The organism is Methyloceanibacter sp. (assembly GCF_050726195.1).
Lineage (GTDB): Bacteria > Pseudomonadota > Alphaproteobacteria > Rhizobiales > Methyloligellaceae > Methyloceanibacter.
This window is the reverse complement of record NZ_JBOHJC010000019.1, coordinates 11,941-34,235: the sequence shown is the minus strand read 5'-3', so window position 1 is coordinate 34,235 and position 22,295 is coordinate 11,941. Positions and strand designations below refer to the sequence as shown.

Here is a 22,295-nt window from a genome sequence, read left to right as displayed (position 1 = left end):
ATAAGGAGAGCAGACATGTTCGACCTCACAGGAAAGAACGCGCTCGTCACCGGCGCCACCGGCGGCATCGGTGGGGCGATCGCCAGGGCGCTGCACGCGCAAGGGGCGTCGGTGGCGATTTCCGGGACCAAAGCCGATAGACTCGAGGCGCTGGCCGCCGAGCTCGGTGAGCGGGTGTTCGTGCTGCCGTGCGATCTCCGCGACCGGCCGGCGGTGGGCGCGCTTGCCGACACGGCGGAGAAGACCCTCGGCCAGGTGGACATCCTGGTCAACAACGCCGGCATCACCCACGACAATCTCTTCATGCGCATGAAGGATGAGGAATGGGACGACGTGATCGCCGTCAATTTGACCTCGGTGTTCGTGCTCACCCGCGGCATTCTGCGCGGCATGATGCGCCGCCGCTACGGCCGCATCGTCAACATCGCCTCGATCTCGGGCGTGTTCGGCAATCCGGGGCAGGGCAACTATGCGGCCTCGAAGGCGGGGCTGGTCGGCATGACCAAGTCTCTCGCCCGCGAGGTGGCAAGCCGGGGCATCACGGCCAACTGCATCTCGCCCGGGTTTATCTCGACCCCGATGACCGATGCCTTGACGCCGAAGCAAGTCGAGGCTATTGCCGCCGCCATTCCGGCGCAGACCTTCGGCAAGCCTCAGGATATCGCCGCCGCGGCGGTGTTCTTCGCGAGCGACGAGGCGTCCTACGTCACGGGCGAGACCATGCACGTGAACGGCGGTATGATCATGGTCTAAAGTTCTGGTTTGACAAAGACTTGGAGTAACGGCTTGAGCAATTTTGGCAGGCCGTGTTCGCGGGTGAGGGCTTCTGGCAAAGTCTTATATAGTATGCTACCCAATCTGCCGCTCTGTGGGGGCTTGACAAAGGACAATCCCACCGCGATCAACCCTGCTGACTTGCCGCTCGGGGGTGCGTTAGGCCATGCGCCGCCGCTCGGGGGTACGCGAGGCCTAACGACTGACAGTAAGGGACGGTGAGGAGGACATGAGCGATATCTCGGAGCGCGTAAAGAAGATCGTGGTGGAACATCTCGGGGTAGAGGCCGACAAGGTCACCGAGAACGCGAGCTTCATCGACGACCTTGGAGCGGACAGCCTCGACACCGTCGAGCTGGTGATGGCGTTCGAGGAGGAGTTTGGCTGCGAGATCCCCGACGATGCCGCGGAGACCATTCTCACCGTCGGCGACGCCATCAAGTTCCTGGAGAAGAATACTGCCGCTTGACGCGACCGCATGCGGGCGCGTCGGCCGCCGCTCACGTCGTGACAAACGTAGCCCCTAACGGCTCGACAACAGATTCCCCTGAGGGTCACGCGAAGGCGCGATGCGACGTGTCGTCATCACAGGTTTGGGTTTGGTTTCGCCGCTCGGCTGCGGTCATGAAAACGCATGGCGGCGCTTGACTGCGGGCGAAAACGCGGCGCGGCGCATCGAGGACTTCGACGTCTCCGATCTCTCCTGCCAGGTCGCCTGCCAGGTTCCGCGCGGCGACGGCAGCGATGGGACCTTCAATCCCAGCGATTGGATGGAACCCAAGGAACAGCGCAAGGTCGACGACTTTATCATCTACGCCATGTCGGCCGCCACGCAGGCGCTGACCGACGCGGGATGGAAGCCGACGGCCTACGAGGATCAGATCCGTACCGGCGTGTTGATCGGCTCGGGCATCGGCGGCCTTCAGGGCATCGAGAAGACGTCGCTGCTGTTCGCCGAGAAGGGCCCGCGGCGCGTGAGCCCATTTTTTATTCCCGGCCGACTCATCAACCTCGCCTCCGGCTACGTATCGATCGAGCATGGGCTCAAGGGCCCGAACCACGCGGTGGTCACCGCCTGCTCGACCGGCGCGCACGCGATCGGCGATGCGTCGCGGCTCATCGCTTTCGGCGATGCCGACGTGATGCTCGCGGGCGGGACCGAATCGCCGGTGTGCCGGCTGGCGATCGCGGGCTTTGCCGCATGCCGGGCGTTGTCCACCAATTTCAACGATCAGCCACAGCGCGCCTCGCGCCCTTATGACCGGGACCGCGACGGCTTCGTCATGGGCGAAGGGGCCGGCATGGTAGTGGTCGAGGAGTTGGAGCACGCCAAGGCGCGCGGCGCCAAGATCTATGCCGAAATCATCGGCTACGGACTTTCCGGCGATGCCTTCCACATCACGGCGCCGGCTGAGGACGGCGACGGCGCGTTTCGCTGCATGACTGCCGCGGTAAAGCGGGCCAGCATCGATCCGGCCGACATCGACTACATCAACGCCCATGGGACCTCGACGCCGATGGGCGACGAGATCGAGCTTGCTGCGGTGGAGCGGCTGTTCGGCAACGCCGCCGGCAAAGTGTCCATGTCATCGACCAAGTCGGCGATCGGGCACTTGCTTGGCGCGGCAGGGGCGGTCGAGGCGATCTTTTCCGCGCTCGCCATTCGTGACAATTTGGCACCGCCGACCCTCAATCTCGACAACCCGTCGGTGGCGACGGCCATCGACCTCGTGCCGCATCAGGCGCGGCGCCGCACCATCGATACCGTGCTGTCGAATTCGTTCGGGTTCGGCGGGACCAACGCCTCGCTGATCATGCGCCGATACGCCGCCTGATCGCGCACCGTTTCGCTTGTCAGGCGAACCTCCCTTTCGCCATATTTCGTAGCAAAGTGGCTTGGGTTATCCGCGGGGCGCGCTGATCGGCCATGAATTTCACCAGGGATCATCCCTCGACGGCTAACACTGGCGGCGGCGCAATGGCCGGTCATGTCGCCGGCCGTCAGGTTGCCAATGTGCCTCCCCGCAGCCCGACGGAGGCCCTGGTGCCGCTGCGGCCGCCTGAGCCGCCTGAGCGCGACGAGCCCGAGGTAAACGATCATCCGTTCCTGCGGATGTTCGACGGGCTGTTCAACTTCATCTTCATCATGCTCTGCGCCGCCATGGCGGTATTCTATTTCGTGCGCGTGGAGTTCGACCGGCCGGGACCGCTCGCCGTGTCGACGGTGCTGGTCGTGCCGAAGGGAGAGGGTACGTCGGCCATCGCCGAGCGGCTGGAGCGCGACGGCATCATCGCCGACCGCCGCATCTTCATGACCAGCATCCTCTACTTTATGTATCTCAAGGGTCAGGGGAGCCTGAAGGCCGGCGAATACCAATTCGACAAGCACGCCACCATGCGGGAGGTCCTCGATACTTTGGTCGAGGGCAAATCCATCCAATACCGAGTGACCCTGCCGGAAGGCCTGACCAGCCAGCAGATCGTGGAGCGGCTGCTCGCGCATCCCGAGCTTGACGGCGCGATCCCGGAGGTTCCTGCGGAGGGGTCGCTGCTCCCGGATACCTACAGCTTCGGTACCAAGGATACGCGGCAGGATGTTATCCAGCGCATGCAGCACGCCCAGAAGAAATTCCTCAACAAGGTATGGCAGGAGCGGAACCCCGACATCATGGTCAACACGCCGGAGGAGGCGATGATCCTCGCCTCGATCGTGGAGAAGGAGACGGGTCGCGCCGAGGAGCGGCCGCATGTCGCGAGCGTGTTCCATAACAGGCTCAGGAAGCGCATGCGCCTGCAATCGGACCCGACCATCATCTACGGGTTGTTCGGTGGCGCAGGCATACGCGACCATCCCATCACGCAAGAGGAGCTTGAGCGCGAGAATCCCTGGAACACATACAAGATCGATGGCTTACCGCCGACGCCGATCGGCAATCCGGGCCGGGCGGCGATCGAAGCCGTGCTGAAGCCGGCCCAGACCAACGACCTCTATTTCGTTGCCGACGGCACGGGCGGTCACGTGTTTGCCCCCACCCTCGCCGAGCACAACAAGAACGTCGCCAACTGGCGCAAGATCGAGCGTGAGATCAGGGCAAAGCAGGAGGCGGAAGCCGCCGCCGCGGCTGCGGCTGCCGCTGCCGCAAGCGATCTTGGCGCCTTGCTGCCTGAGGGCGAAGTGGGCCTCATGGTCGCCGACGGGCCGGTGCCGCTGCCGCCACGCAAGCCGGCTCCCTAGGGCCATCCCCGGCCAGTTGTTCCATTTATCTCGTTTTGGCTTTCGGCCTGAAATACCTTCCGACTCGGCTATAAAGCCGGGCGTGGACGGCCCCGATTGACGCGAGGCAACAGAGCCCTATGGCCCTGAAAAGCATGACTGGGTTCGCCCGCGCCGACGGCGTGTACGGCGATACGAGCTGGTTCTGGGAGGCGCGAAGCGTCAATGGCCGCTCGCTCGATCTTCGCTTAAGGCTGCCCGCCGGGCTGGAACGCCTCGAGACCGAAGCGCGGAGCCTCTGTCAGGAGAAGCTCGCGCGCGGCAACTGCACGGTGAACCTCGGGGTCAAGCGCGAGACCGGGCAGATGGAGATCAGGCTGAACGAGGCCGCGCTTGCGCAGGCGCGCGCCGTGGCGGAGCGCGCGCAAAGCCTCACCGACCTCAAGGCGGCGCGCCTCGACACGCTGCTCGCCATGCGCGGCGTGGTGGAGACGGCGGAGCCCGAGGAGAGCGAAGAGGAGCAAGCAGCGCTGACGCGTGCGCTGCTCGGGGGGCTCGCCGCGGTGCTCGACCAATTGGTCAAGGCACGGGCGGCCGAAGGCGAGCGGCTGCAGCGCGTCATCGAAAAGCAGCTCGCGGCCATCGAGGATTTCGTCGCCCGCGCCGCCACCGCCGCCGCCAGGCAGCCCGAAGTTCTGGCGGCGCGGCTACGCGAGCAGATCGCACGGCTTACCGACACCGGCGCCGGGCTGGACCCCGAGCGGCTGCACCAGGAGGCCCTGCTGCTTGCCGCCAAGGCCGACATTCAGGAGGAGCTCGATCGCCTGCGCGCCCACCTTGCTGCCGCAAGCGAATTGATCACGGGCGGCGCGCCCGCCGGGCGCAAGTTCGAGTTCCTGGCGCAGGAGTTCAACCGCGAGGCGAACACGATCTGCTCCAAGGCCTCCGACATCGAGATCAGCCGCACCGGGCTCGAGCTCAAAACGGTGATCGACCAGTTGCGCGAGCAGGTCCAGAACATCGAGTGAGGCCGGCCATGGACACCATCGCCCGCAGGGGGCTCATGCTGGTGCTGTCGTCGCCGTCCGGGGCCGGCAAGACGACCATCGCCCGGCGCTTGCTTGACGAGGATGACGCCATCACGCTTTCGGTCTCCCATACGACGCGAAAGAAGCGAAAAGGGGAGACCGACGGCAAGGACTACCACTTCGTGGACCGGGATAATTTCGCCCAAATGCGCGATCGCGGGGCGTTCCTGGAATGGGCCGTGGTGTTCGACAATTACTATGGGACCACCCGCGCGCCTGTGGAACAGGCCTTGCGCGAGGGCCGGGACGTGCTGTTCGACGTGGATTGGCAGGGTGCCACCGCCTTGCGCGAGACGGCCAAGGACGACGTGGTGTCGGTGTTCGTCCTGCCGCCGTCGGCGGATGCGCTGGAAGAACGGCTCAAGACGCGGGCCGAGGACTCCAACGAGATCGTATCTCGGCGGATGCGCGGCGCGAGCAATGAGATCCAACATTGGGACGAGTACGACTACGTGGTCGTGAACTTCGATTTGGACCGGTCGGTCGAGGCAGTGCGCGCCATCCTCGCTGCGGAACGCCTGCGCCGAGCGCGGCTCACCGGCCTCGAGGCGTTCGTGCAGAACCTGCTGGCTACACTCTAGCCGCGCGGCCGCGACAGTGCGTTGGCGATGCGGCAGAAATCGGCGACGTCCAATTCCTCCGCGCGCGCTCTGGGGTCGATGCCGAGCGCTTCGAGCAACGCCTCGCTATCAGGGGTGACCTGGCGGAGGCTCGCCCGCAGCATCTTGCGTCTCTGACCGAAGCAGGCGGCGGTGACGCGCTCCAGCGCGGCGACGTCGCAAGGCGGCTCCGGCGATTCCTTCGGCACCAGCTTCACGACGGCGGAGTCGACTTTCGGCTTAGGGGTGAAGGCCTCAGCCGGCACGGTGAGCAGGATGCGGGCCTTCGTGCGCCACTGCGCTAGCACGGCGAGGCGCCCATAGTCCTTGGTCCTGGGCTTGGCGACGATGCGGTCGGCGACCTCGCGCTGGAACATGAGCACGAGCCGGTCGAACCAGGGCGGCCAGGGCTCGGTCTTGAGCCAGCCGACGAGGAGGGGCGTCCCTACGCTATAGGGCAAGTTGGCGACGATGCGCGCAGGGCCGCCAAGACCGAACGCGCCGTAGTCGATCTCGCGCGCGTCGGCGGCGGCGATGTGGAGCCGCCCGGCATAGACACCGGCGATCTCATGCAGGGCCGGCAGGCAGCGCTCGTCCCGTTCGATGGCGACGACACGTTTCGCGCCTTCGAGCAGAAGGGCACGAGTGAGGCCGCCGGGGCCCGGACCAACCTCGACCACGGTTACGCCGTGGAGGGGTCCCGCGGCGCGGGCGATGCGGCGGGTCAGATTAAGATCGAGCAGGAAATTCTGACCGAGGCTCTTCTTGGCAGAGAGACCTGCGGCGCGGATCACCTCGCGGAGCGGCGGCAGGCCGTCTGGCGTGCTCACGCCGTCAACCCTCGCCGGCGCGGCTCATGGCGTCGGCCAGGCGGAGCGCCTCGATGAGGCTCCGCGGATTTGCCGCGCCAGTGCCAGCGATATCGAAGGCGGTGCCATGGTCTGGCGAGGTGCGCACGAAGGGAAGCCCGAGCGTGACGTTCACGCCTTCCTCGAATGCCAAGGTCTTGAACGGCACCAGCGCCTGGTCGTGATACATGCAGATGGCGGCGTCATAGCGCTCGCGCGCGGCCGCATGGAACAAGGTGTCGGCCGGGTAGGGGCCGGTGACGTCGAGGCCCTGTTGCTGCGCCGCCTCGATGGCCGGAACGACGATCTCGATCTCCTCGCACCCCAGGCTACCGTCCTCGCCGGCGTGGGGGTTAAGGCCGGCAACCGCGAGCCGCGGCCGCACGAAGCCGAAGAACCGGCGAAGGTCCTTGTCCGTCGTCTCGATAGTGGCAAGCAGCAGCTCTCGGGTGAGCGCGGCTGGTACGTCTTTCAGGGGAATGTGGATGGTGACCGGCACCACCTTGAAGGGGCCTGCCACCAGCATCATCACCGGCAGAGGCGGCCGATCTTTTCCGGCGGCAAGCGCCGCGAGGTACTCCGTGTGACCGGGAAAGGCGAAGCCCGCCTGATAGAGCAGGGACTTCGCCACTGGGTTGGTGACCACGGCGCGCGCGTCGCCCCGTTGCACAAGCTCTACGGCCCGCTCGATAGACCGCTTGACAGCCGGTATGGCCGCCTGGCTCGGGCGCCCGGGCACAACCTCTCCGACGACCTCGATCGGCAGGACCGGCAGCGCCTCGGCAAACACACCGGGCGCCTCACGCGCCGAGACTATAGGGGCGACCTCGACGGAAAGATCGAGCGCCTCGGCACGGGCAGTTAGAACGCCGGGATCGCCAAGCAGGGCAAAAGGGGGGATGCGGTCCCTTTCGCGCGCCTGCCACGCGAGCAACGTGATGTCAGGTCCGATCCCGGCGGGATCGCCAATCGTGAGCGCCAGCGGTGGTTCGTTTTGTCCCATTGCGCTCGGCTAGCACGAAAATCCTGTTATGCGGTAGCAATCCTCCTCTATCGATATTCGATGAACGCGTCCTGGCGGAGATCGCGCAGCAATCGCTCCGCCTGAATCATCATTTCTTCATTCATGAGCTTGCGCTGCGTCTGTTCGCGCACCTTGGTGTCGCCCCTGATGGAGCGCTTGCCGCACACCGCGTACAGCTCGACGCCCGAAGTGGACAGCGTGGGGGGCGTCATCTGCCCGACCTTGGCGTTGGTGACGAGGAGTCGTGCCGGCTGGGCGATAGTGGCGGCCTGCTGGTCCTGGAGCGTCTTGATGGTCGCGCCGTCGACGCCCTTGGCAAGGTCGGCGACATTGGCGCAGCTGGTGAACTTCGCGCGCAAAACCTCGGCGGCGGCGAGGCGCGCGGCGATGGTCCTCTGATCGGCGTTGCTCGGCAGCGAGAACTTGACCTGGCGGAGTTGGATCGTGGTCTGGGTTTCGCCACCCGCGTCCGACTCGGCGGGGGAATCGGCCAAGGCCCGGTCAACGTCGATCTCGCCGATCTGGATCGTATGGGCGAACTTGCGGCGCACCACGTCCTGCCACACGAGCTGCGCCCTGATGCGATCCTTGAGCGTCTTGATGTTGACGCCGGCCTTGCCAAGCGCCGCGGCGAGGCCGTCGATGTCGAGTTTGTTCTTCTGCGCCATGTCGCCGAGGATCTTGTTGACTTCGTCCTCGTCCGGCGTGAAGCCGAGCTTGCGTCCTTCCTGCATCTGCAGCCGTTCGTCGATGAGAAGATCGGTCGCCTTCTTCTTTAGGGCGGGCCCGGGCTCTTCCTGCGTCGTGATGGCGAGGAAGCGTTCGCGCTGGTCGATGTCGTAATCCGAGATCGGGTCGTCGTTGACCAGAACCTTGATCGATACTTCCTGGGTGAGGGCAATGCCGGTGCCGATCACGAGGGCGGCGATCAGGCCCGCGCCGCGGGCAAGGCGCATGGCTGTCCTAGTCATTGGTGTCGGACCCCTCGGCGCCGAAGTCGCTAAACTCGGTCGCAAAATTGTAGGTGCCGAGATATTTCAGCGCGAAGTTCACGAGGAAGCGCTCATCCGGCTCGATGTCCTGATCGCGGATGAAGGACCGCTGATAGGTCACGTCGAGCCTGAAGCAATCGTCCTGATAGCGTAGGCCAAGGCCGTCGGTGATGGTTTGATCGCCGCTGAGGTCGTAACGAAGGTTGCCGAGGAGTGCCCAGGTATCGGTGATGGCGAGCGCGCCGGCCGCCAAAATCTCCTCCCGCGCGTCCGTGAACAGCGACGGGTGTCGCTCAATCGCGTTGGCACTTATCCCTGCGGGAATGACGTTTGGCACTTGGGCATAGTTCGCCCGCGCCTGCAACGGTCCGAATTTCACCCATGTGCCAAGGTCGGTGCGCTCGACGTCGAGATTATCCTCGTCGAAGCGCTGCTGCGCGGAGAAGGAGAGGTTCTGCGTTGCCTGCAAGTAGACGCCGGTCACGTAGTCCGACGTGTCGGTGGCAAGGCCGCTGGTTTGATAGAAGGCGGTATCGAACTCGTTCTCGCCGGCGAGCTGATAGCTTTGGCCGACCACAGTGCGGAGATAGGTGCCCGAGATGAACTGTGCCGTGTAGCGGAAGCCGACATTGGCGCGCGTGCCCGTCTCGATGCGGTCGTAGCCGGAGAACTTATCGATGTCGAACAGCAACGTGTCGTCGAACACGAGGCTCAAAGCGTCCTCGTTCGGAATCTCCTGCTGGTCGCCGACGGAGTTGGGCCGGGCGATGATCTGGCCGATGGGCTCCACCGTATGGGCGATGGTGCCGGTCGTGGTGATGAACGGATAGCGATACTCGATGCCGGCCACAGCGTTGCCGCGCAGGATTCCACCGTCCTCCGGATCCGGAGTCAGGATGTCTTCGCTGCCGCTCAGTTCAAGCTCGCTGGGTTCGGTGACGTCGTAGGCGTCGCCGCGCAGCCGGGCGAATGGCGTGTACACCTGACCGATGCCGTCGATCATCTGCCGCCGCCAATTGGCCTCGAGGATCAGCCGGTTGGAATCGGTGCCGTCCTCGCTCGAGAACACCATTGCGTTGGAATTAAAGCTGAGTTCGCCGCCGAGGATCGGCTTACCGACGATGTAGTCGTAGTCGATGATTGGGTAGACGGTGGCCTCGGAGAATTCCTCGTCCTCGAACAGCAGGCTCTGGGTGTTGTAGAAGCGCGTCGACAAGTAGTTCCGGTCGTGCAGCCCCTCGAGGTAGATCTGGGAAATGCGGTCGGTCTTCAGCCTGGAGTCGAGGTTGTAGAACCGGCGGAAGGTGTCGTCCGACTCCAGCAGAATGTCCCACCCCCAGGCGTAATACGGGTCGAGGGCGAACTTGCCTTTCGTCTTGATGCTGCCGCGGAAATCGCCGTCGGTTACACTTTCCTCCGTGCCGAGCGGGCTGAGGAAGGTGTCGCTATCGTTCCACACGCCGGCGAGTTCGACCTCGTAGCCGCCGGTTGCTGTGCGTTGCCGCCAGTTGCCGAGCAGAAGGGTTCCCTCCTTCTCGGTCCACATCGGCGCGAAGGTGAAGTCATAGTGCGGGGATAGGGCGAAGTAGTAGGGGACCTGCACCGTGCTGCCCAGCTCGTTGGAGTGGCTGTAGCTCGGCATCAGGAAGCCCGACTTGCGCTCCACCGTCGGATCGGCGATCTGGAAATACGGCACCCACACGATCGGTACGCCGAAGAAATCGAACGCCGCATTATTGAAAGTGATGATGGCCTGGTCGCGCTTATGGGTGATCTTGCCCGCGCGAATGCGCCAGGTCGGCGGCTTGGATGGCTTGTCTTCGCAAATCTTACAGGGCGTGAACCAGCCCTTCTGGAACACGGTGACGTTGCCGGCCTCGCGCGAGGCGGATTGGGCGACGATGCGGGTATCGTCTTTGGTGACGAGCTTCAAGGCATCGACGAAGCCGTCGCGGAAGTCGTCGGTAAGGGTGAGCTGATCGGCGGTAATGACGGCGCCGTCGGGGTCCTTCATGCGGACGTTGCCCTCGGCGGCGAGCGTGTTGGCGTTGCGGTTGTAGACCACCTTGTCGGCGAGCAAGGTGTAGTCGCCGTAGTAGATCTCAACGTTGCCTTTGGCCGTGATCCGCGCGTTTTCATTGTCGTAGATCATCTCGTCGGCTTGCAACAGCATGGGCTCGCCGGTGGGGATCTTGGGCGGTTCGACGATCTGCTCAAGTTGGGTCTGCGCTTGCGCAAAAGCCTCCTGCGCGGGAGCTAACAGCACCGCGAGGAGGGCGAAAATCCAGAGCGAGCGAGTGCCGCGGGCGACCGAAACCGGCGGCCCGTTAGACGCAGTGAGGCCGGGCAGGGCCCGGCGCATCCTCCACATGTTGGCTAGCGCCCGTGTCATCACCCGTCCTCTTTGTACAAGAGCACGGTGAGCGCGAGCGATGCCGCGGTGATCACCGGGACCCAGGCTGCCGCCGCGGCGGACGTCAGCCCCGCCATGGCGAAATTGCGCGATATCTCCGAGAACACGAAGAAGCCGAAGCCTGCCGCGAGCCCGAAGATCGCGTTGATCTGGACATTGCCGAAGCGGAAGCCCTTGAGCGAGCACGTCGCGGCAATGAGCACCATGGTCACGAGCAGGAACGGCCGCGACAGGAGGAGATGGTATTGCACGCGGTACTGGGTGGCGGGAAGGCCCGCTCGCTCGGCGATCTGGATGAAATTCGGCAGTTCCCAGAAGGAGATCGAGAACACGGTGCCGAGGCTGTCGCGAACCTGCGTCGGCGTGAGGTAGGTGCTGATCAGGTAGCGATTGTAAAGCGCGGGCTCCTGTCCCACGGCGCTGACCCAAGCATCCTCGAGTTCCCAGCGGCCGTCCTTGAGCCGGGCGCGCTTCGCCTCGATCCGCTCGATGAGGGTGTGATCAGGCGCGTACTGGAACACGGTAACGCCGTTGAGCTCGAGACCCTGGTTCAGCACCTGGAGCGCATGCACGACGGAAGGCCCGTCCGTACCGTCTTCGCGCAGCCAAGCTCCGGCCTTCGCGCTCGTCTTGAGCAGTGACTCGTCCTTGCCGAACGCGACGGCGTAGAGCCGCTCGGCCTCGCCGCGCGCCACCGCGGCGATGGGATTGTAGAGCAGCACGAAGAGGACCCCGAGGAGGAAGGCGACGATCATCGCTGGGAGTGTGAACTGCCATACCGACACTCCGGCGGCGCGCAGCACGACGAGTTCCGACGAGCGGCTCAGCATCAGGAAGATCACGATAGTGCCGATGAGAACGGCGAAGGGCAGGGTGAGCTCGGAGAATGACGGCAAACGCAGGAGTGTCATCCACGCGAGAAGAATTCCCGGGACGTCGCCGGAGAAATTTCCGGCGCGGCGCAACATCTCGATCATGTCGACGAAGAAGATGAGGACGCAACAGATCAGGAACATCGCCACCATGGCGACGAAAAACCGCGCCGAAAAATAGCGCGCAAGAGTTCCTCGGGCACTGATGCCGAGCATCTGCGCTTTCACTCCGTCTGCATCCCTCTTCCGGCCCAAAACATTATCTTTTTTGGCTGAAGCTTGAGCTCGAAGTTCAGCTTGGACCGCAGTTCTGGCGACATTCTAACGTGCGCCGTCCACGCCGCAATTAGAATCGCCCCCACTGGAATAGCATACACAAGCACCACGGCCCACGCACTCAGCGCCACCAGGTTGCCGGCGGTGAGGCCTGCAACCCGCAAGGCGACGGCGATGGCGAAAGCGGCCAGAATCTGCCCCCAACGGCTTTCGCGCGTGGTCCGCGCGTGCCCCATCAAGGCGATGGCGACAAAGACGAAAACCAGCGGGTAGAGGGGCGTGACGAGGCGGTCGTGTAATTCGGACCGTAACTGGCCGTAATTACTTATCGCGAGCTTGTCATTGGGGTCTGGGCTAATGAGGGCCCCAATAGGGCGCTCGCGCGGGCGCAGTTCCTTCCCAGCATCTCCTTTTGGGCTGAACTCGGTCAAATCGAGCATATTCTGGTCAAAAGCCACGATCTGTACGGCTTTATCCTTATCTTCCCCATCGAAGCGATGCACGTAACCTTCGAACATCACGAGATATGATCCCTCGTCGTTCGAGAAGATGCGGCCACGCTCGGCGAGATAGCTCATGACTTGCTTGGTGTCGCGCTCGTCATGGACGAGCAGCCCGAGGAGCTCGCCGGCTGGGCTGCGGTCGCGAATGTGGAAGGTAAGCCCGGCCTCTGGGCTGGAAAATCGGCCTGGCTGAAGGACTTGTGAGATCAGGTCGGCTCGGACCTGGGTGATGAAGCCGCGCAGCGCCCGCATGCAGGCCGGGTTGAGGAAGACATTCGCGAGGAGAATCAACACGCTGACGATTGCGGCAAGGCCGATCAGGGGGGCCGCAAGGCGCCAAACCGGCGCGCCGGCCGCCGTCATGACGATCGACTCGCTGTCGCCGTTCATCCGGTCGAGGGTATAGAGCACGGCCATGAGCACGGCGTTCGGCGCGATCAGGGCCACGAGGCTCGGCAGGGTGAGGGCCGTCATCTGCATGAAGAGCCAGAAGCCCTGCCCTTGCGAGGTGATAAGATCCAGCTCTTTCAAGGCGGTAGCGAGCCAGACCACGGAGGTCAGGGTGAGCACGATGACGAGGAATGCATTCGTCACCTGCCGGAACATGTAGCGGCTGAAGAGCGACATGACCGTGTTCGCGAGCCCCCGTGCGGTCCCGCCGCCGGCCCCCTCAGCGCCCCTCGGGGAGGCGTCAACCGGCTGGTACCAAAGATGATTTCCATCAGTCCAAGATGGCGGAATTTCGGCCTTTTGGAATGGCTTGCTTTCGCCTCACACTGGACTTAGGTAGGTCCGCTGTTATTCCCTGCCGCTGTTGCATAACTGCACCAGGGAGCGCGCGGGCGGCTCCGGGGCCGGCGCGCTTTTGGTCGGCTATTGCGGGCGGCACGACCACCGATGGAGCCTGCCTTGACCGATCAGACCGCCTTGTCGTTCGCCAGCATGAGCGCCCCCGCCGACGGCGTTGCCGTGGTGTTCGCCGAGGAAGGACCGAAGCTCACGCAAGCGGCGCAGGATCTCGACAAGAAGACGAAGGGTCAGCTGACGAAGGCGGCGCAGATTACCGGGTTCAACGGCAAGAAGGGGTCCTCCGTCGATCTCCTCGCGCCGCAAGGCGTGAAGTTCTCGCGCATCGTGCTCGTCGGCACCGGCAAGCCGTCGAGCTTCACGCAAGAGGATTGGCTCAATCTCGGCGGCACCGTGCGCGGACTGTTGTCGGGGAGGGAGAGCGCCGCGGCGCATCTCTATCTCGATACGGCAAAAGGTGACCTTGCCGCGGACGACATCGCAAGCTTCGCGCTCGGCGCGCAGCTGCGCGGCTACACCTTCAAGAAGTACAAGTCGAAGACGCCGAAGAAGAACGGCAATGCGGATGAGACAGACGACAAGACGTTGAAGAAGATCGTCGTGCATTGCGCCGACCCGCGCGCCGCGAGCCACGCGTTCGCACCGAACCGCGCCATCGTCGATGGCGTCACCTTGGCGCGCGATCTCGTCAACGAGCCGGCCAACGTGCTCGGGCCGGCCGAGTTCGCCGGCCGTGCCAAAGCGCTCACCAAAGCTGGCGTGAAGATTGAGGTGTTGGGCGATGCGGCGCTGAAGAAGCTCGGCATGGGCGCGCTGCTCGCCGTGGGCCAAGGCAGCGAGCGGCCGAGCCATGTGGTGGTGATGCAGTGGAAGGGCGCTGGGGCGAAAGGCGGCGCGCCCATCGCCTTCGTCGGCAAGGGCGTGACGTTCGACACCGGCGGCATCTCGCTCAAGCCTGCGGCAGGCATGGAGGACATGAAGGGCGACATGGCGGGCGCCGCATGCGTCGTCGGCCTGATGCAGGCGCTCGCCGAGCGCAAGGCCAAGGTGAACGCTGTCGGGATCGTCGGCCTCGTGGAGAACATGCCGAGCGGTAAGGCGCAGCGGCCCGGCGACGTGGTCACCGCCATGTCGGGATCGACTATCGAGGTGCTTAACACCGACGCCGAGGGACGCATGGTGCTCGCCGACTGCCTGTGGTACGCGCAGGAGAAGTTCAAGCCGAAGGCCGTCGTCAACCTCGCAACGTTGACCGGTGCGGTCATGGTGGCGCTCGGCAAGGAGCATGCGGGCATCTTCAGCAACAACGACGAACTCGCCGACCGGCTCATCGCCGCCGGCAAGGAGACGGGGGAGAAGCTCTGGCGCCTGCCGCTCGGGCCGAAATACGACAAGATGATCGATTCCAAGGTCGCCGACGTGAAGAACACCGGCGGCAAATGGGGCGGGTCGATCTCGGCGGCGCAATTCCTTCAGCGCTTCATCAAGGAAGGCACGCCGTGGGCGCATCTCGACATCGCCGGCACGGCGATGTCGTCGGTCGACAGCGACATCAATCGGAGCTGGGGCTCGGGCTTCGGCGTGAGACTGCTCGACCAGCTGGTCAAGGATCACTACGAGCGGCGCTGAGGCTGGAGGATGCGGCGACCCTGCAGTCCCATCGCATCATATATTTTCCATAATATACCTTATGCGAATCGAGGATTTCGGGCAGGACATGGCAATTTCGCGCTATCGTATTGAAATTGCGTACAATTTTAGAGCTCCTGCTCGGGCCCGCGGATGCGGCCAACATGGCTGACGCGCCGGCCAGACGCTACACGCTGGACGATCTTCTTGCCGTCATGGCGCGGCTGCGCGATCCGAAAAGCGGGTGTCCGTGGGACGTGAAGCAAGACTTTGCGACCATCGCGCCCTACACCATCGAAGAGGCTTACGAGGTCGCCGACGCGATCGCGCGGAACGATCTCGACGGGCTCAAGGACGAGCTCGGCGATCTCCTCCTCCAGGTGGTCTATCACGCGCAGATGGCATCGGAGCAGTCGCGCTTCGCCTTCGATGACGTCGTGGACGCTATCACGCGCAAGATGATCCGCCGCCACCCGCATGTATTCGAGGATCCATCCCGCCGCGACGAGTTCATGTCGACGGACCTATGGGGCCGTATCAAGGCCGAGGAGAAAGCCGAGCGCGGACATGAGGGCGGTTCGCGCCTCGACGGTGTGCCCGCCGCGTTGCCGGCGCTCACCCGTGCCGTGAAGCTCCAGAAGCGCGCGGCGAAAGTGGGATTCGACTGGCCGAGCCTCGCCCCGGTGCTGGCCAAGATCGAAGAAGAGATCGCCGAGCTCAAGACGGCGATTGCGCAGGACGGTGACACCGAGGCCAAAACGCGCATCGCCGAGGAATTCGGCGACCTGCTGTTCGTCATGGCCAATGTGGCGCGGCATCTTGGCGTCGACCCGGAAGGCGCGCTGCGCGCCGCGAACGGGAAGTTTGTGCGCCGCTTTCAGAGCATCGAGAAGGCGTTGGCCGCCGAAGGCCGAAGGCCGGAAGACGCGACGCTCGAAGAAATGGACGCGCTCTGGGACGAAGCCAAGGCGGCCGAGGAGAAGGACTAAAGGCCCCTACTCCGGTGTGCTATCATGGCGACCATGAAACCGAACCTGATCGAAGAGTTGATCGAGCGTGTAAAGGCCTGGCCGGAAAGCGCGCAGGGCGACCTCGCCCAGGCCGTACTCGAGATTGAGGCCGATATCGAGCGCGGCATGTATGGTGCGACGTATACGCCCACGCCTGAGGAGGCCGAAGAGTTGAGGCGGCGTATAAAGGAGCTGGACGACGGGACGGTCGAGCCTGTTAGCTACGACGAGATCAAGGCGGTCTTTGCCAAGTATCGCCGCTGATGAGGGTTGTGTTTCACCCCGAATTTGGTCGCGACCTTAATTCGATCTTTGATTGGTTGTCCACGGAACGGCCTACCTCCATTGAACCACTTCAGCGGCAAATCACTAAGGCAATTGCGGCTGTGATTGTGTGGCCGCGGCTTGCCCCGGTCGTTCTTGAAATGGAGAATGAGATCCGCGCCGTAACGTTGACGCGCTATCCCTACCGCATCTTCTACCGCGTGCGCGGCGACATGATCGAGATTCTGCATATCCGACACGCGGCGCGCGTGCCATGGGAAGGTGGTCGGTAATACCCCCTACCCGGCGGCCCGCAGCCGGTCCGGGCCGGCGAGGCGCGCGAGCGTGTGCCGCTTCTCGGGCGCCACGCGGATACGCAACGATGTGATGCCCTCGCCGAGATCGGACCGGGCAACCACCTCGCAGTTCTCGTAGATCCAGTTCGACAGCGAGCCTTCCTCCGGCTTGAGCGCGATCTCCACCGTCTCGCGGCGGCGGTTAAGTCTCTTTTCGATCTCGGCGCGCAGCGCATCGAGACCGTAGCCCGACACGGCGGAGACGAGCACGGCGCCGTGGCGCTCCGCCTCGTTGCGCGCGCGCCGCAAGGCGGACGCGTCGAGCAGATCGGCCTTGTTCCACACTTCGAGCAGCCGGTCGGGCTCGGCCTCCGCGTCGATGCCGAGGTCGGTGAGAACGGTGTTAACGTCGGCGCGCTGGCTTGCGCTCGCGTCGTCGGCGATATCGCGCACATGCAGGATGAGGTCGGCGAGCTGCACCTCTTCGAGCGTGGCGCGGAAGGCGGCGACAAGGGTCGTGGGCAGGTCGGATATGAAGCCCACGGTGTCCGACACGACGGCCTTGGAGCCGCCGGGCAGGCGCAGGGCCCTGATGGTCGGGTCGAGGGTGGCGAACAAGATATCTTCCGCGACCACGTCGGCGCCGGTCAGGGCATTAAACAAGGTCGACTTGCCGGCATTGGTGTAGCCGACGAGCGCCACGGCGGGATACGGCACGCGCTGGCGCGACTTGCGGTGGAGCGCGCGCGTTTGCCGCACATGTTCGAGCTCCTTTTTGAGGACGTCGATGCGTTCGCTCAGGAGGCGCCGGTCGGTCTCGATCTGCGTTTCGCCGGGGCCGCCGAGAAAGCCGAAGCCGCCGCGCTGACGCTCGAGGTGGGTCCAGGAGCGCACCAGGCGGCTCTTCTGATAGACGAGATGGGCGAGTTCGACCTGCAGGCGCCCTTCCCGCGTCCGCGCTCGCTCGCCGAAGATTTCGAGAATGAGCCCGGTGCGGTCGAGCACCTTGGCGTTCCATGCGGTCTCGAGATTGCGCTGCTGCACGGGCGTCAACGCGTGGTCGACGATGACAAGCTCGGCGTCTTCAGCACGGACGAGACCGGCAAGCTCTTCGACCTTGCCCGAGCCGAACAGGGTCGCAGGCGTGGCGCGCGGCAGAGGCACGACGCCGCTCGCGCGTACGTCGAGATCGATGGCGGCGGCAAGGCCGACCGCCTCATCGAGACGGGCTTGCGGCGAACGGGTGGCGGCATCGCGGCTCAGCCCGCGCGCGGCCTTCGCCGGTCTCCTTTGGAGGATGGGCGCAAACACCACTGCCTTGGCGCGCCCCGGACGCCGCGGGCCGCGCGCTTGGCGATCCGCCCGCCCCTTTTTTCGCTTCAGCTCTCTCGAGTCGGTTGGACGCAATTACTCAGCGGCACCTTCCGCGTCGGTGATCTCGGCCAGCTGGATGGGCTGGCCTGGCATGATGGTCGAGATCGCGTGCTTATAGACCAGTTGCGAATGACCGTCCCGGCGCAGGAGAACGCAAAAATTGTCGAACCACGTGACCACGCCTTGCAGCTTCACGCCATTCACGAGAAATATGGTTAGCGGCGTCTTGTTCTTGCGAACATGATTGAGAAACGTGTCTTGAAGGCTTTGCGTGCGTTCTGTCGCCATGGGCTTCCCCGTCCCTTTTGGTCCACGCTTACGCTTGTTGATGGGCGCCGGTTTCTCGCTCTCCCCGGCTGCCCGAGAGCATTAGACGCGATTGCAAGGCAATTTCGCAAGGGTCCTGATGCGGAATAGCTTTTGCCAGCGTGTCCCCCCACGAGACGAGCGAGTCGGCGGCCATGCTAGCGCATGGCGGAGCTTCTTTCATTCGAATTGACGCCTAGAGCCCGGAGTTTCCGGTGGAGCGCCGAGCGCTCCATGCCTACGAACTCGGCCGTGCGCGAGATGTTCCCGCCAAAGCGGTTGACCTGGGCGAGGAGGTACTCCCGCTCGAATATCTCGCGGGCGTCCCGCAAGGGGAGCGACATCAGGTGCTCGCCCCCGGCGCCGTTGGGCGACAGAGGCACCGGCGATACGATCTCGTCGGGCAGCATATCGGCCGTGATGATCGTGTCGGCGTCGCCGCCCACCAGGATCATCAGGCGCTCGATGTTGTTGCGCAGCTGGCGGACATTGCCTGGCCATTCGTGGGATTGAAGCACGGCCATGGCGTCCTCGCCGATGCGGCGCGGCGGCAGGCCGGAGGCGACGGAAATCGTCTGCACAAAAAAGCGGACCAGTTCGGGCACGTCCTCGCGGCGCTCGGAGAGCCCCGGCACGCGGATCGGTACCACGTTGAGGCGATGGTAAAGGTCCTCGCGCAGGCGCCCTGCCGACATCTCCTTCTGCAGATCGTGGCTCGTGGAGGACACCACGCGCACATCCACATGCACCTTGGGTCCGCCACCAAGGCGCTGGAACCGCTGCTCGACGAGCACACGCAAGATCTTGGCTTGCGTTTCGAGCGGCATGTCGGCGACCTCGTCGATATAGAGCGTGCCGTTGTGGGCTTCCTCGAGCGCGCCGACTTTGCGCGCTCCCGATCCCGCCCCCTCCTCCGTGCCGAACAGTTCGAGCTCCATGCGGTCCGGAACCATCGCGGCGGCGTTCAGGACGACGAAAGGACCGTCGGCCCGGCCCGACTTTGCGTGCATTACCCGCGCACCCAGCTCCTTGCCGCAGCCTGACGGCCCGGTGATCAGCACGCGGCTATTGGTGGGGGCGACCTTGTCGATGGCCTGGCGCAGCTGATTGATGGCGGCCGACTTGCCGATCATCTCGAAAGAGTACGCGCTCCGCTCGCGCAGCTCGCGGTTCTCGCGCTTCAACCGGGACGCTTCGAGCGCGCGCGCGGTGATGAGGACCAGCCGGTCGGCCTTGAACGGCTTCTCGATATAGTCGTAGGCGCCGCGCTGGATCGCCGCGACCGCAGTCTCGATATTGCCGTGGCCGCTGATGATGATGACCGGAAGATCGGGATGGGCCTGCTTGATGCAATCGAGCAGCTCTAGCCCGTCGAGCTTCGAGCCCTGCAGCCAAATGTCGAGGATGACGAGCGAGGGCCGTCGCTCCTCGATTGCCCTTAACGTCTCGTCGCTGTCTTTGGCGAGCCGGGTTCCGTGACCCTCGTCCTCGAGAATGCCGGAAATCAACTCCCTGATATCGGCCTCGTCATCGACGATCAGGATGTCAGACGCCATGGGTTACTCCCTCTTCCTCCTCGGCCGGCTCAGACCCGCCGGCGCGGACGGACGCGGCGGGCGCTGCTTCGTCCGTCTCCGCCTCTTCCCGGTCCACGATCGGCAGATCTATTCGCACTGACGCCCCTTCGATCTTTCCATTGCGTTTCGGCGCATCGGCAAGCACCAACCTGCCGCCATGCTGCTCGGTGATCCGCTGCACGATGGCGAGCCCGAGGCCGGTGCCCTTGGTGCGCGTGGTCATGTAGGGCTCCACCAGGCGCTCCCGGTTCTCCTTGGGCAGCCCGCAGCCGTTGTCGACGACGGTGATGTGGACCCGGTCGCTCTTGGTGTTGACCTTGGCCACAATGTGACCGGTCCCGGCCCGGGCCGGGTCGGCCTCCACCGCCGCATCGATCGCTTCGCTCGCGTTCTTGACGAGGTTGGTCACGGCCTGGGTCAGAAGGCGTTGATCCGACATGGTCACGACCGGCTTCTCCGGCAAATCGAGCTCGAACTTGATCTCCGGCCGGCTCACCTGGAACAGGAACACCGCCTCGCGCACGATCTCGCGCACATCGTGCAGCTCCATCACCGGCTTCGGCATGCGCGCAAATGCGGAGAACTCATCGACCATCCGCCCGATGTCGGACACCTGGCGAATGATGGTGTCGGTGCATTGGTCGAAGATGTCGCGATCCTTGGTGATGGCGGCGCCGTATTTGCGGCGGATACGCTCGGCGGAGAGCTGGATTGGGGTGAGCGGGTTCTTGATCTCGTGGGCAATGCGCCGCGCCACGTCGGCCCAGGCGGTCGAGCGCTGGGCGCTGACCAGCTCGGTGATGTCGTCGAAGGTGACGACGTAGCCTTTGCCTGGTCCCTCGCTGGTGACGCGGACGGCGAAATTGCGCTCCGATCCACCGCGGCGCAGGGTCACCTGATCGGTGGCGAGGCGCCTCCCCTGCTTCTGCGCGCGCTTCAGATGCGGACCGAATTCGGGCACGGCGTCCGACAGCTTTTTGCCGGTGAGCTTCTCCTCCTTGATGCCGAGCAAGGTTTCTGCCGAGCGGCTGACGAGATTGATCGTGCCATCGGCACCGACGCCCACGACGCCGGCGGTCACGCCCGACAGCACCGCCTCCATGAAGCGGTTGCGCTCGTCGAGCGTGGCGTTGGCGCCGACCAGCTCGTCGCGCTGGCTCTTCAGCTCGGAGGTCATGGTGTTGAAGGTGGAGCCCAGTACGGCAAGATCGCCGTCCTTGGGATCGACGTTAACGGCGACGCCGAGATTGCCTTGGCTGATCTCCTCAGCGGCGCCCATGAGCTGGCGGATCGGCGCGACCAGGCGATTGGCGAACCACATGCCGATCCAGATGGCCGACAGGAGCAGCGTGAGCGCGATGGCCACGTACATCAGGCCGAAGGCCACTTGCACGCCGGCGCGCCGTTGCTCGAGCAACTGATATTCGGCGACGCTGGCGCGGGTCGCGCGAAGCTGCTGGAGCACGCGCGCGTTCACCGGGCGGATCACATAAAGATAGGTATCGTTGAAGTTGGAGAGGCTCTTGATGGCGCCGACCATGCTGGTCTGACCGGGGGCGATGACGATCACCTGCCCCTTCTTGGCAAGCTCCATCGCCTCCTTGGGGGGCGCCCGGTATGGCAAGTCGGCAACGGACGCGGCGGTGGCGAGCAGTTTGCCGTTGCCGTCGATGAGATAAGCGGCTGGAAGTGCCCTAATGGCGGCCTGGGCGCTCAAGAAAGTGCCAAAGCCCTGCGGCTGCGACCGCACCAATTCGACCGCCTCGTCGATGTCCTTGGCCATGCCGACGGTGTCGGAGCGGATCACCTGGCCGTGCTCCTGGAGGTAGGCGGTGGCGACGTCGATCGAGTTCTGGATGATCGATTTGGTGCGGACCGAGAACCAGTGATCGAGGCCGCGATCCAATGACACGCTGGCGAACACGGCGAGCAGGATGGCCGGCACCACGGCGATCACACTGAACAGGCTGACGATGCGGACATGGAGCTGGGCGCCCGCCACGTGCCTGCGCCGCGCAAGCCACAGCCCGGTCACTTGCCAGGCGATGATCCCCACCATGGCGAGGACGAGCACCAGGTTGATGAGCAGCACGCCCACGACCACGGTGTGGGTGGGTGTGATGGGGGTCAGTCCGGTAAGGACGAGATAGGTGGCGAGCCCCGAACAGAGCGACAGCACCATGGTGATGAGGCCGAGGGTGAAGGGCAGCCGGCGCCCCGCACGCGGACCCGGGGGCGCCTTCTCGGCTTGTGCGGAGGCTGTCGCGGAGCCTTGCCCGGGCGAGAATGATCCCGTGCGCTTGGCCGGCTCTTGCGAGGTTTGGACGACGCTGCGCAACCGCTTTCCCCTGGCTTCCCCCTTGAATCCCGGGCCATGCCGGGTCTTTAAGGAGCGTCCGCCTCAAGCTATGGTGCAATAAAATCACAAT

Annotated in this window: 20 protein-coding genes; 10 read left to right on the top strand and 10 right to left on the bottom strand. The window is 64.4% G+C overall.

Going from position 1 to position 22,295, the window contains the following annotated elements; all coding sequences use genetic code 11:
- Positions 1–15: 15 nt before the first annotated feature.
- From fabG to gmk, 6 genes are all read left to right on the top strand, one after another.
- Complete coding sequence (gene fabG, locus ACRECX_RS13065; protein ID WP_431559277.1) at positions 16–753, top strand: 3-oxoacyl-[acyl-carrier-protein] reductase; 738 nt, start codon at positions 16–18, stop codon at positions 751–753.
- Positions 754–1,003: 250 nt separating this feature from the next.
- Complete coding sequence (locus ACRECX_RS13060; protein ID WP_370534847.1) at positions 1,004–1,243, top strand: acyl carrier protein; 240 nt, start codon at positions 1,004–1,006, stop codon at positions 1,241–1,243.
- A 100-nt stretch (positions 1,244–1,343) separates the two neighbouring features.
- Positions 1,344–2,609 carry a beta-ketoacyl-ACP synthase II gene (gene fabF, locus ACRECX_RS13055; protein ID WP_431559276.1) on the top strand — a complete coding sequence of 422 codons (1,266 nt, stop codon included), beginning with the start codon at positions 1,344–1,346 and terminating at the stop codon, positions 2,607–2,609.
- A 92-nt stretch (positions 2,610–2,701) separates the two neighbouring features.
- Positions 2,702–4,009: an endolytic transglycosylase MltG gene (mltG, locus tag ACRECX_RS13050; RefSeq protein ID WP_431559275.1), complete on the top strand. Its 1,308-nt coding sequence runs from the start codon at positions 2,702–2,704 to the stop codon at positions 4,007–4,009.
- Between the two features lie 134 nt (positions 4,010–4,143).
- A complete protein-coding gene (locus tag ACRECX_RS13045) occupies positions 4,144–5,016 on the top strand; it encodes a YicC/YloC family endoribonuclease (protein ID WP_431559274.1) in 873 nt (290 codons plus the stop codon).
- Between the two features lie 8 nt (positions 5,017–5,024).
- Positions 5,025–5,657, top strand: a complete 633-nt coding sequence (gene gmk, locus ACRECX_RS13040; RefSeq protein ID WP_431559273.1) for a guanylate kinase — start codon at positions 5,025–5,027, stop codon at positions 5,655–5,657.
- On the opposite strand, the gene rsmA is transcribed toward gmk, so the two are convergent.
- From rsmA to lptF, 6 genes are read right to left on the bottom strand one after another with little or no spacing between them, the layout of a single operon-like run.
- A complete protein-coding gene (gene rsmA / locus ACRECX_RS13035) occupies positions 5,654–6,505 on the bottom strand; it encodes a 16S rRNA (adenine(1518)-N(6)/adenine(1519)-N(6))-dimethyltransferase RsmA (protein WP_431559272.1) in 852 nt (283 codons plus the stop codon). The two genes, gmk and rsmA, sit on opposite strands and share 4 nt — an antisense overlap.
- A 4-nt stretch (positions 6,506–6,509) precedes the next feature.
- The gene (gene pdxA, locus ACRECX_RS13030; RefSeq protein ID WP_431559271.1) at positions 6,510–7,526 is read right to left on the bottom strand and encodes a 4-hydroxythreonine-4-phosphate dehydrogenase PdxA; all 1,017 of its coding nucleotides are present in this window, start codon (positions 7,524–7,526) and stop codon (positions 6,510–6,512) included.
- Positions 7,527–7,573: 47 nt separating this feature from the next.
- A complete protein-coding gene (locus tag ACRECX_RS13025) occupies positions 7,574–8,518 on the bottom strand; it encodes a SurA N-terminal domain-containing protein (RefSeq protein ID WP_431559270.1) in 945 nt (314 codons plus the stop codon).
- A complete protein-coding gene (locus ACRECX_RS13020) occupies positions 8,511–10,931 on the bottom strand; it encodes an LPS-assembly protein LptD (RefSeq protein ID WP_431559269.1) in 2,421 nt (806 codons plus the stop codon). The genes ACRECX_RS13025 and ACRECX_RS13020 overlap by 8 nt, the downstream gene beginning before the upstream one ends.
- Positions 10,931–12,052: an LPS export ABC transporter permease LptG gene (gene lptG, locus ACRECX_RS13015; protein WP_431559268.1), complete on the bottom strand. Its 1,122-nt coding sequence runs from the start codon at positions 12,050–12,052 to the stop codon at positions 10,931–10,933. Before lptG ends, ACRECX_RS13020 begins: the two co-directional genes overlap by 1 nt.
- Positions 12,049–13,230, bottom strand: coding sequence for an LPS export ABC transporter permease LptF (gene lptF / locus ACRECX_RS13010; RefSeq protein ID WP_431559267.1), 1,182 nt, complete (start codon positions 13,228–13,230; stop codon positions 12,049–12,051). The genes lptG and lptF overlap by 4 nt, the downstream gene beginning before the upstream one ends.
- Positions 13,231–13,512: 282 nt before the next feature.
- Between lptF and ACRECX_RS13005 the strand changes: the two genes are divergently transcribed.
- The 4 genes from ACRECX_RS13005 to ACRECX_RS12990 all read left to right on the top strand — a co-directional run bounded on the left by ACRECX_RS13005 (position 13,513) and on the right by ACRECX_RS12990 (position 16,606).
- Positions 13,513–15,039: a leucyl aminopeptidase gene (locus tag ACRECX_RS13005; RefSeq protein ID WP_431559266.1), complete on the top strand. Its 1,527-nt coding sequence runs from the start codon at positions 13,513–13,515 to the stop codon at positions 15,037–15,039.
- Positions 15,040–15,203: 164 nt separating this feature from the next.
- A complete protein-coding gene (gene mazG / locus ACRECX_RS13000; protein ID WP_431559265.1) occupies positions 15,204–16,028 on the top strand; it encodes a nucleoside triphosphate pyrophosphohydrolase in 825 nt (274 codons plus the stop codon).
- Between the two features lie 24 nt (positions 16,029–16,052).
- Entirely contained in the window at positions 16,053–16,313 is a 261-nt protein-coding gene (locus ACRECX_RS12995; protein WP_431559264.1) for a hypothetical protein, read from the top strand.
- Positions 16,313–16,606 (top strand): type II toxin-antitoxin system RelE/ParE family toxin, encoded by a 294-nt coding sequence (locus ACRECX_RS12990; RefSeq protein ID WP_431559263.1) that lies wholly within the window; start codon positions 16,313–16,315, stop codon positions 16,604–16,606. The genes ACRECX_RS12995 and ACRECX_RS12990 overlap by 1 nt, the downstream gene beginning before the upstream one ends.
- Positions 16,607–16,612: 6 nt before the next feature.
- Here ACRECX_RS12990 and hflX read toward each other — a convergent pair whose 3' ends face one another.
- The 4 genes from hflX to ACRECX_RS12970 form a co-directional block, all read right to left on the bottom strand.
- The gene (gene hflX / locus ACRECX_RS12985; protein ID WP_431559307.1) at positions 16,613–17,992 is read right to left on the bottom strand and encodes a GTPase HflX; all 1,380 of its coding nucleotides are present in this window, start codon (positions 17,990–17,992) and stop codon (positions 16,613–16,615) included.
- Positions 17,993–18,016: 24 nt separating this feature from the next.
- Positions 18,017–18,271 carry an RNA chaperone Hfq gene (gene hfq, locus ACRECX_RS12980; RefSeq protein ID WP_431559262.1) on the bottom strand — a complete coding sequence of 85 codons (255 nt, stop codon included), beginning with the start codon at positions 18,269–18,271 and terminating at the stop codon, positions 18,017–18,019.
- Between the two features lie 176 nt (positions 18,272–18,447).
- A complete protein-coding gene (locus ACRECX_RS12975; protein ID WP_431559261.1) occupies positions 18,448–19,845 on the bottom strand; it encodes a sigma-54-dependent transcriptional regulator in 1,398 nt (465 codons plus the stop codon).
- A complete protein-coding gene (locus tag ACRECX_RS12970; protein WP_431559260.1) occupies positions 19,835–22,204 on the bottom strand; it encodes an ATP-binding protein in 2,370 nt (789 codons plus the stop codon). Before ACRECX_RS12970 ends, ACRECX_RS12975 begins: the two co-directional genes overlap by 11 nt.
- Positions 22,205–22,295 lie beyond the last annotated feature (91 nt).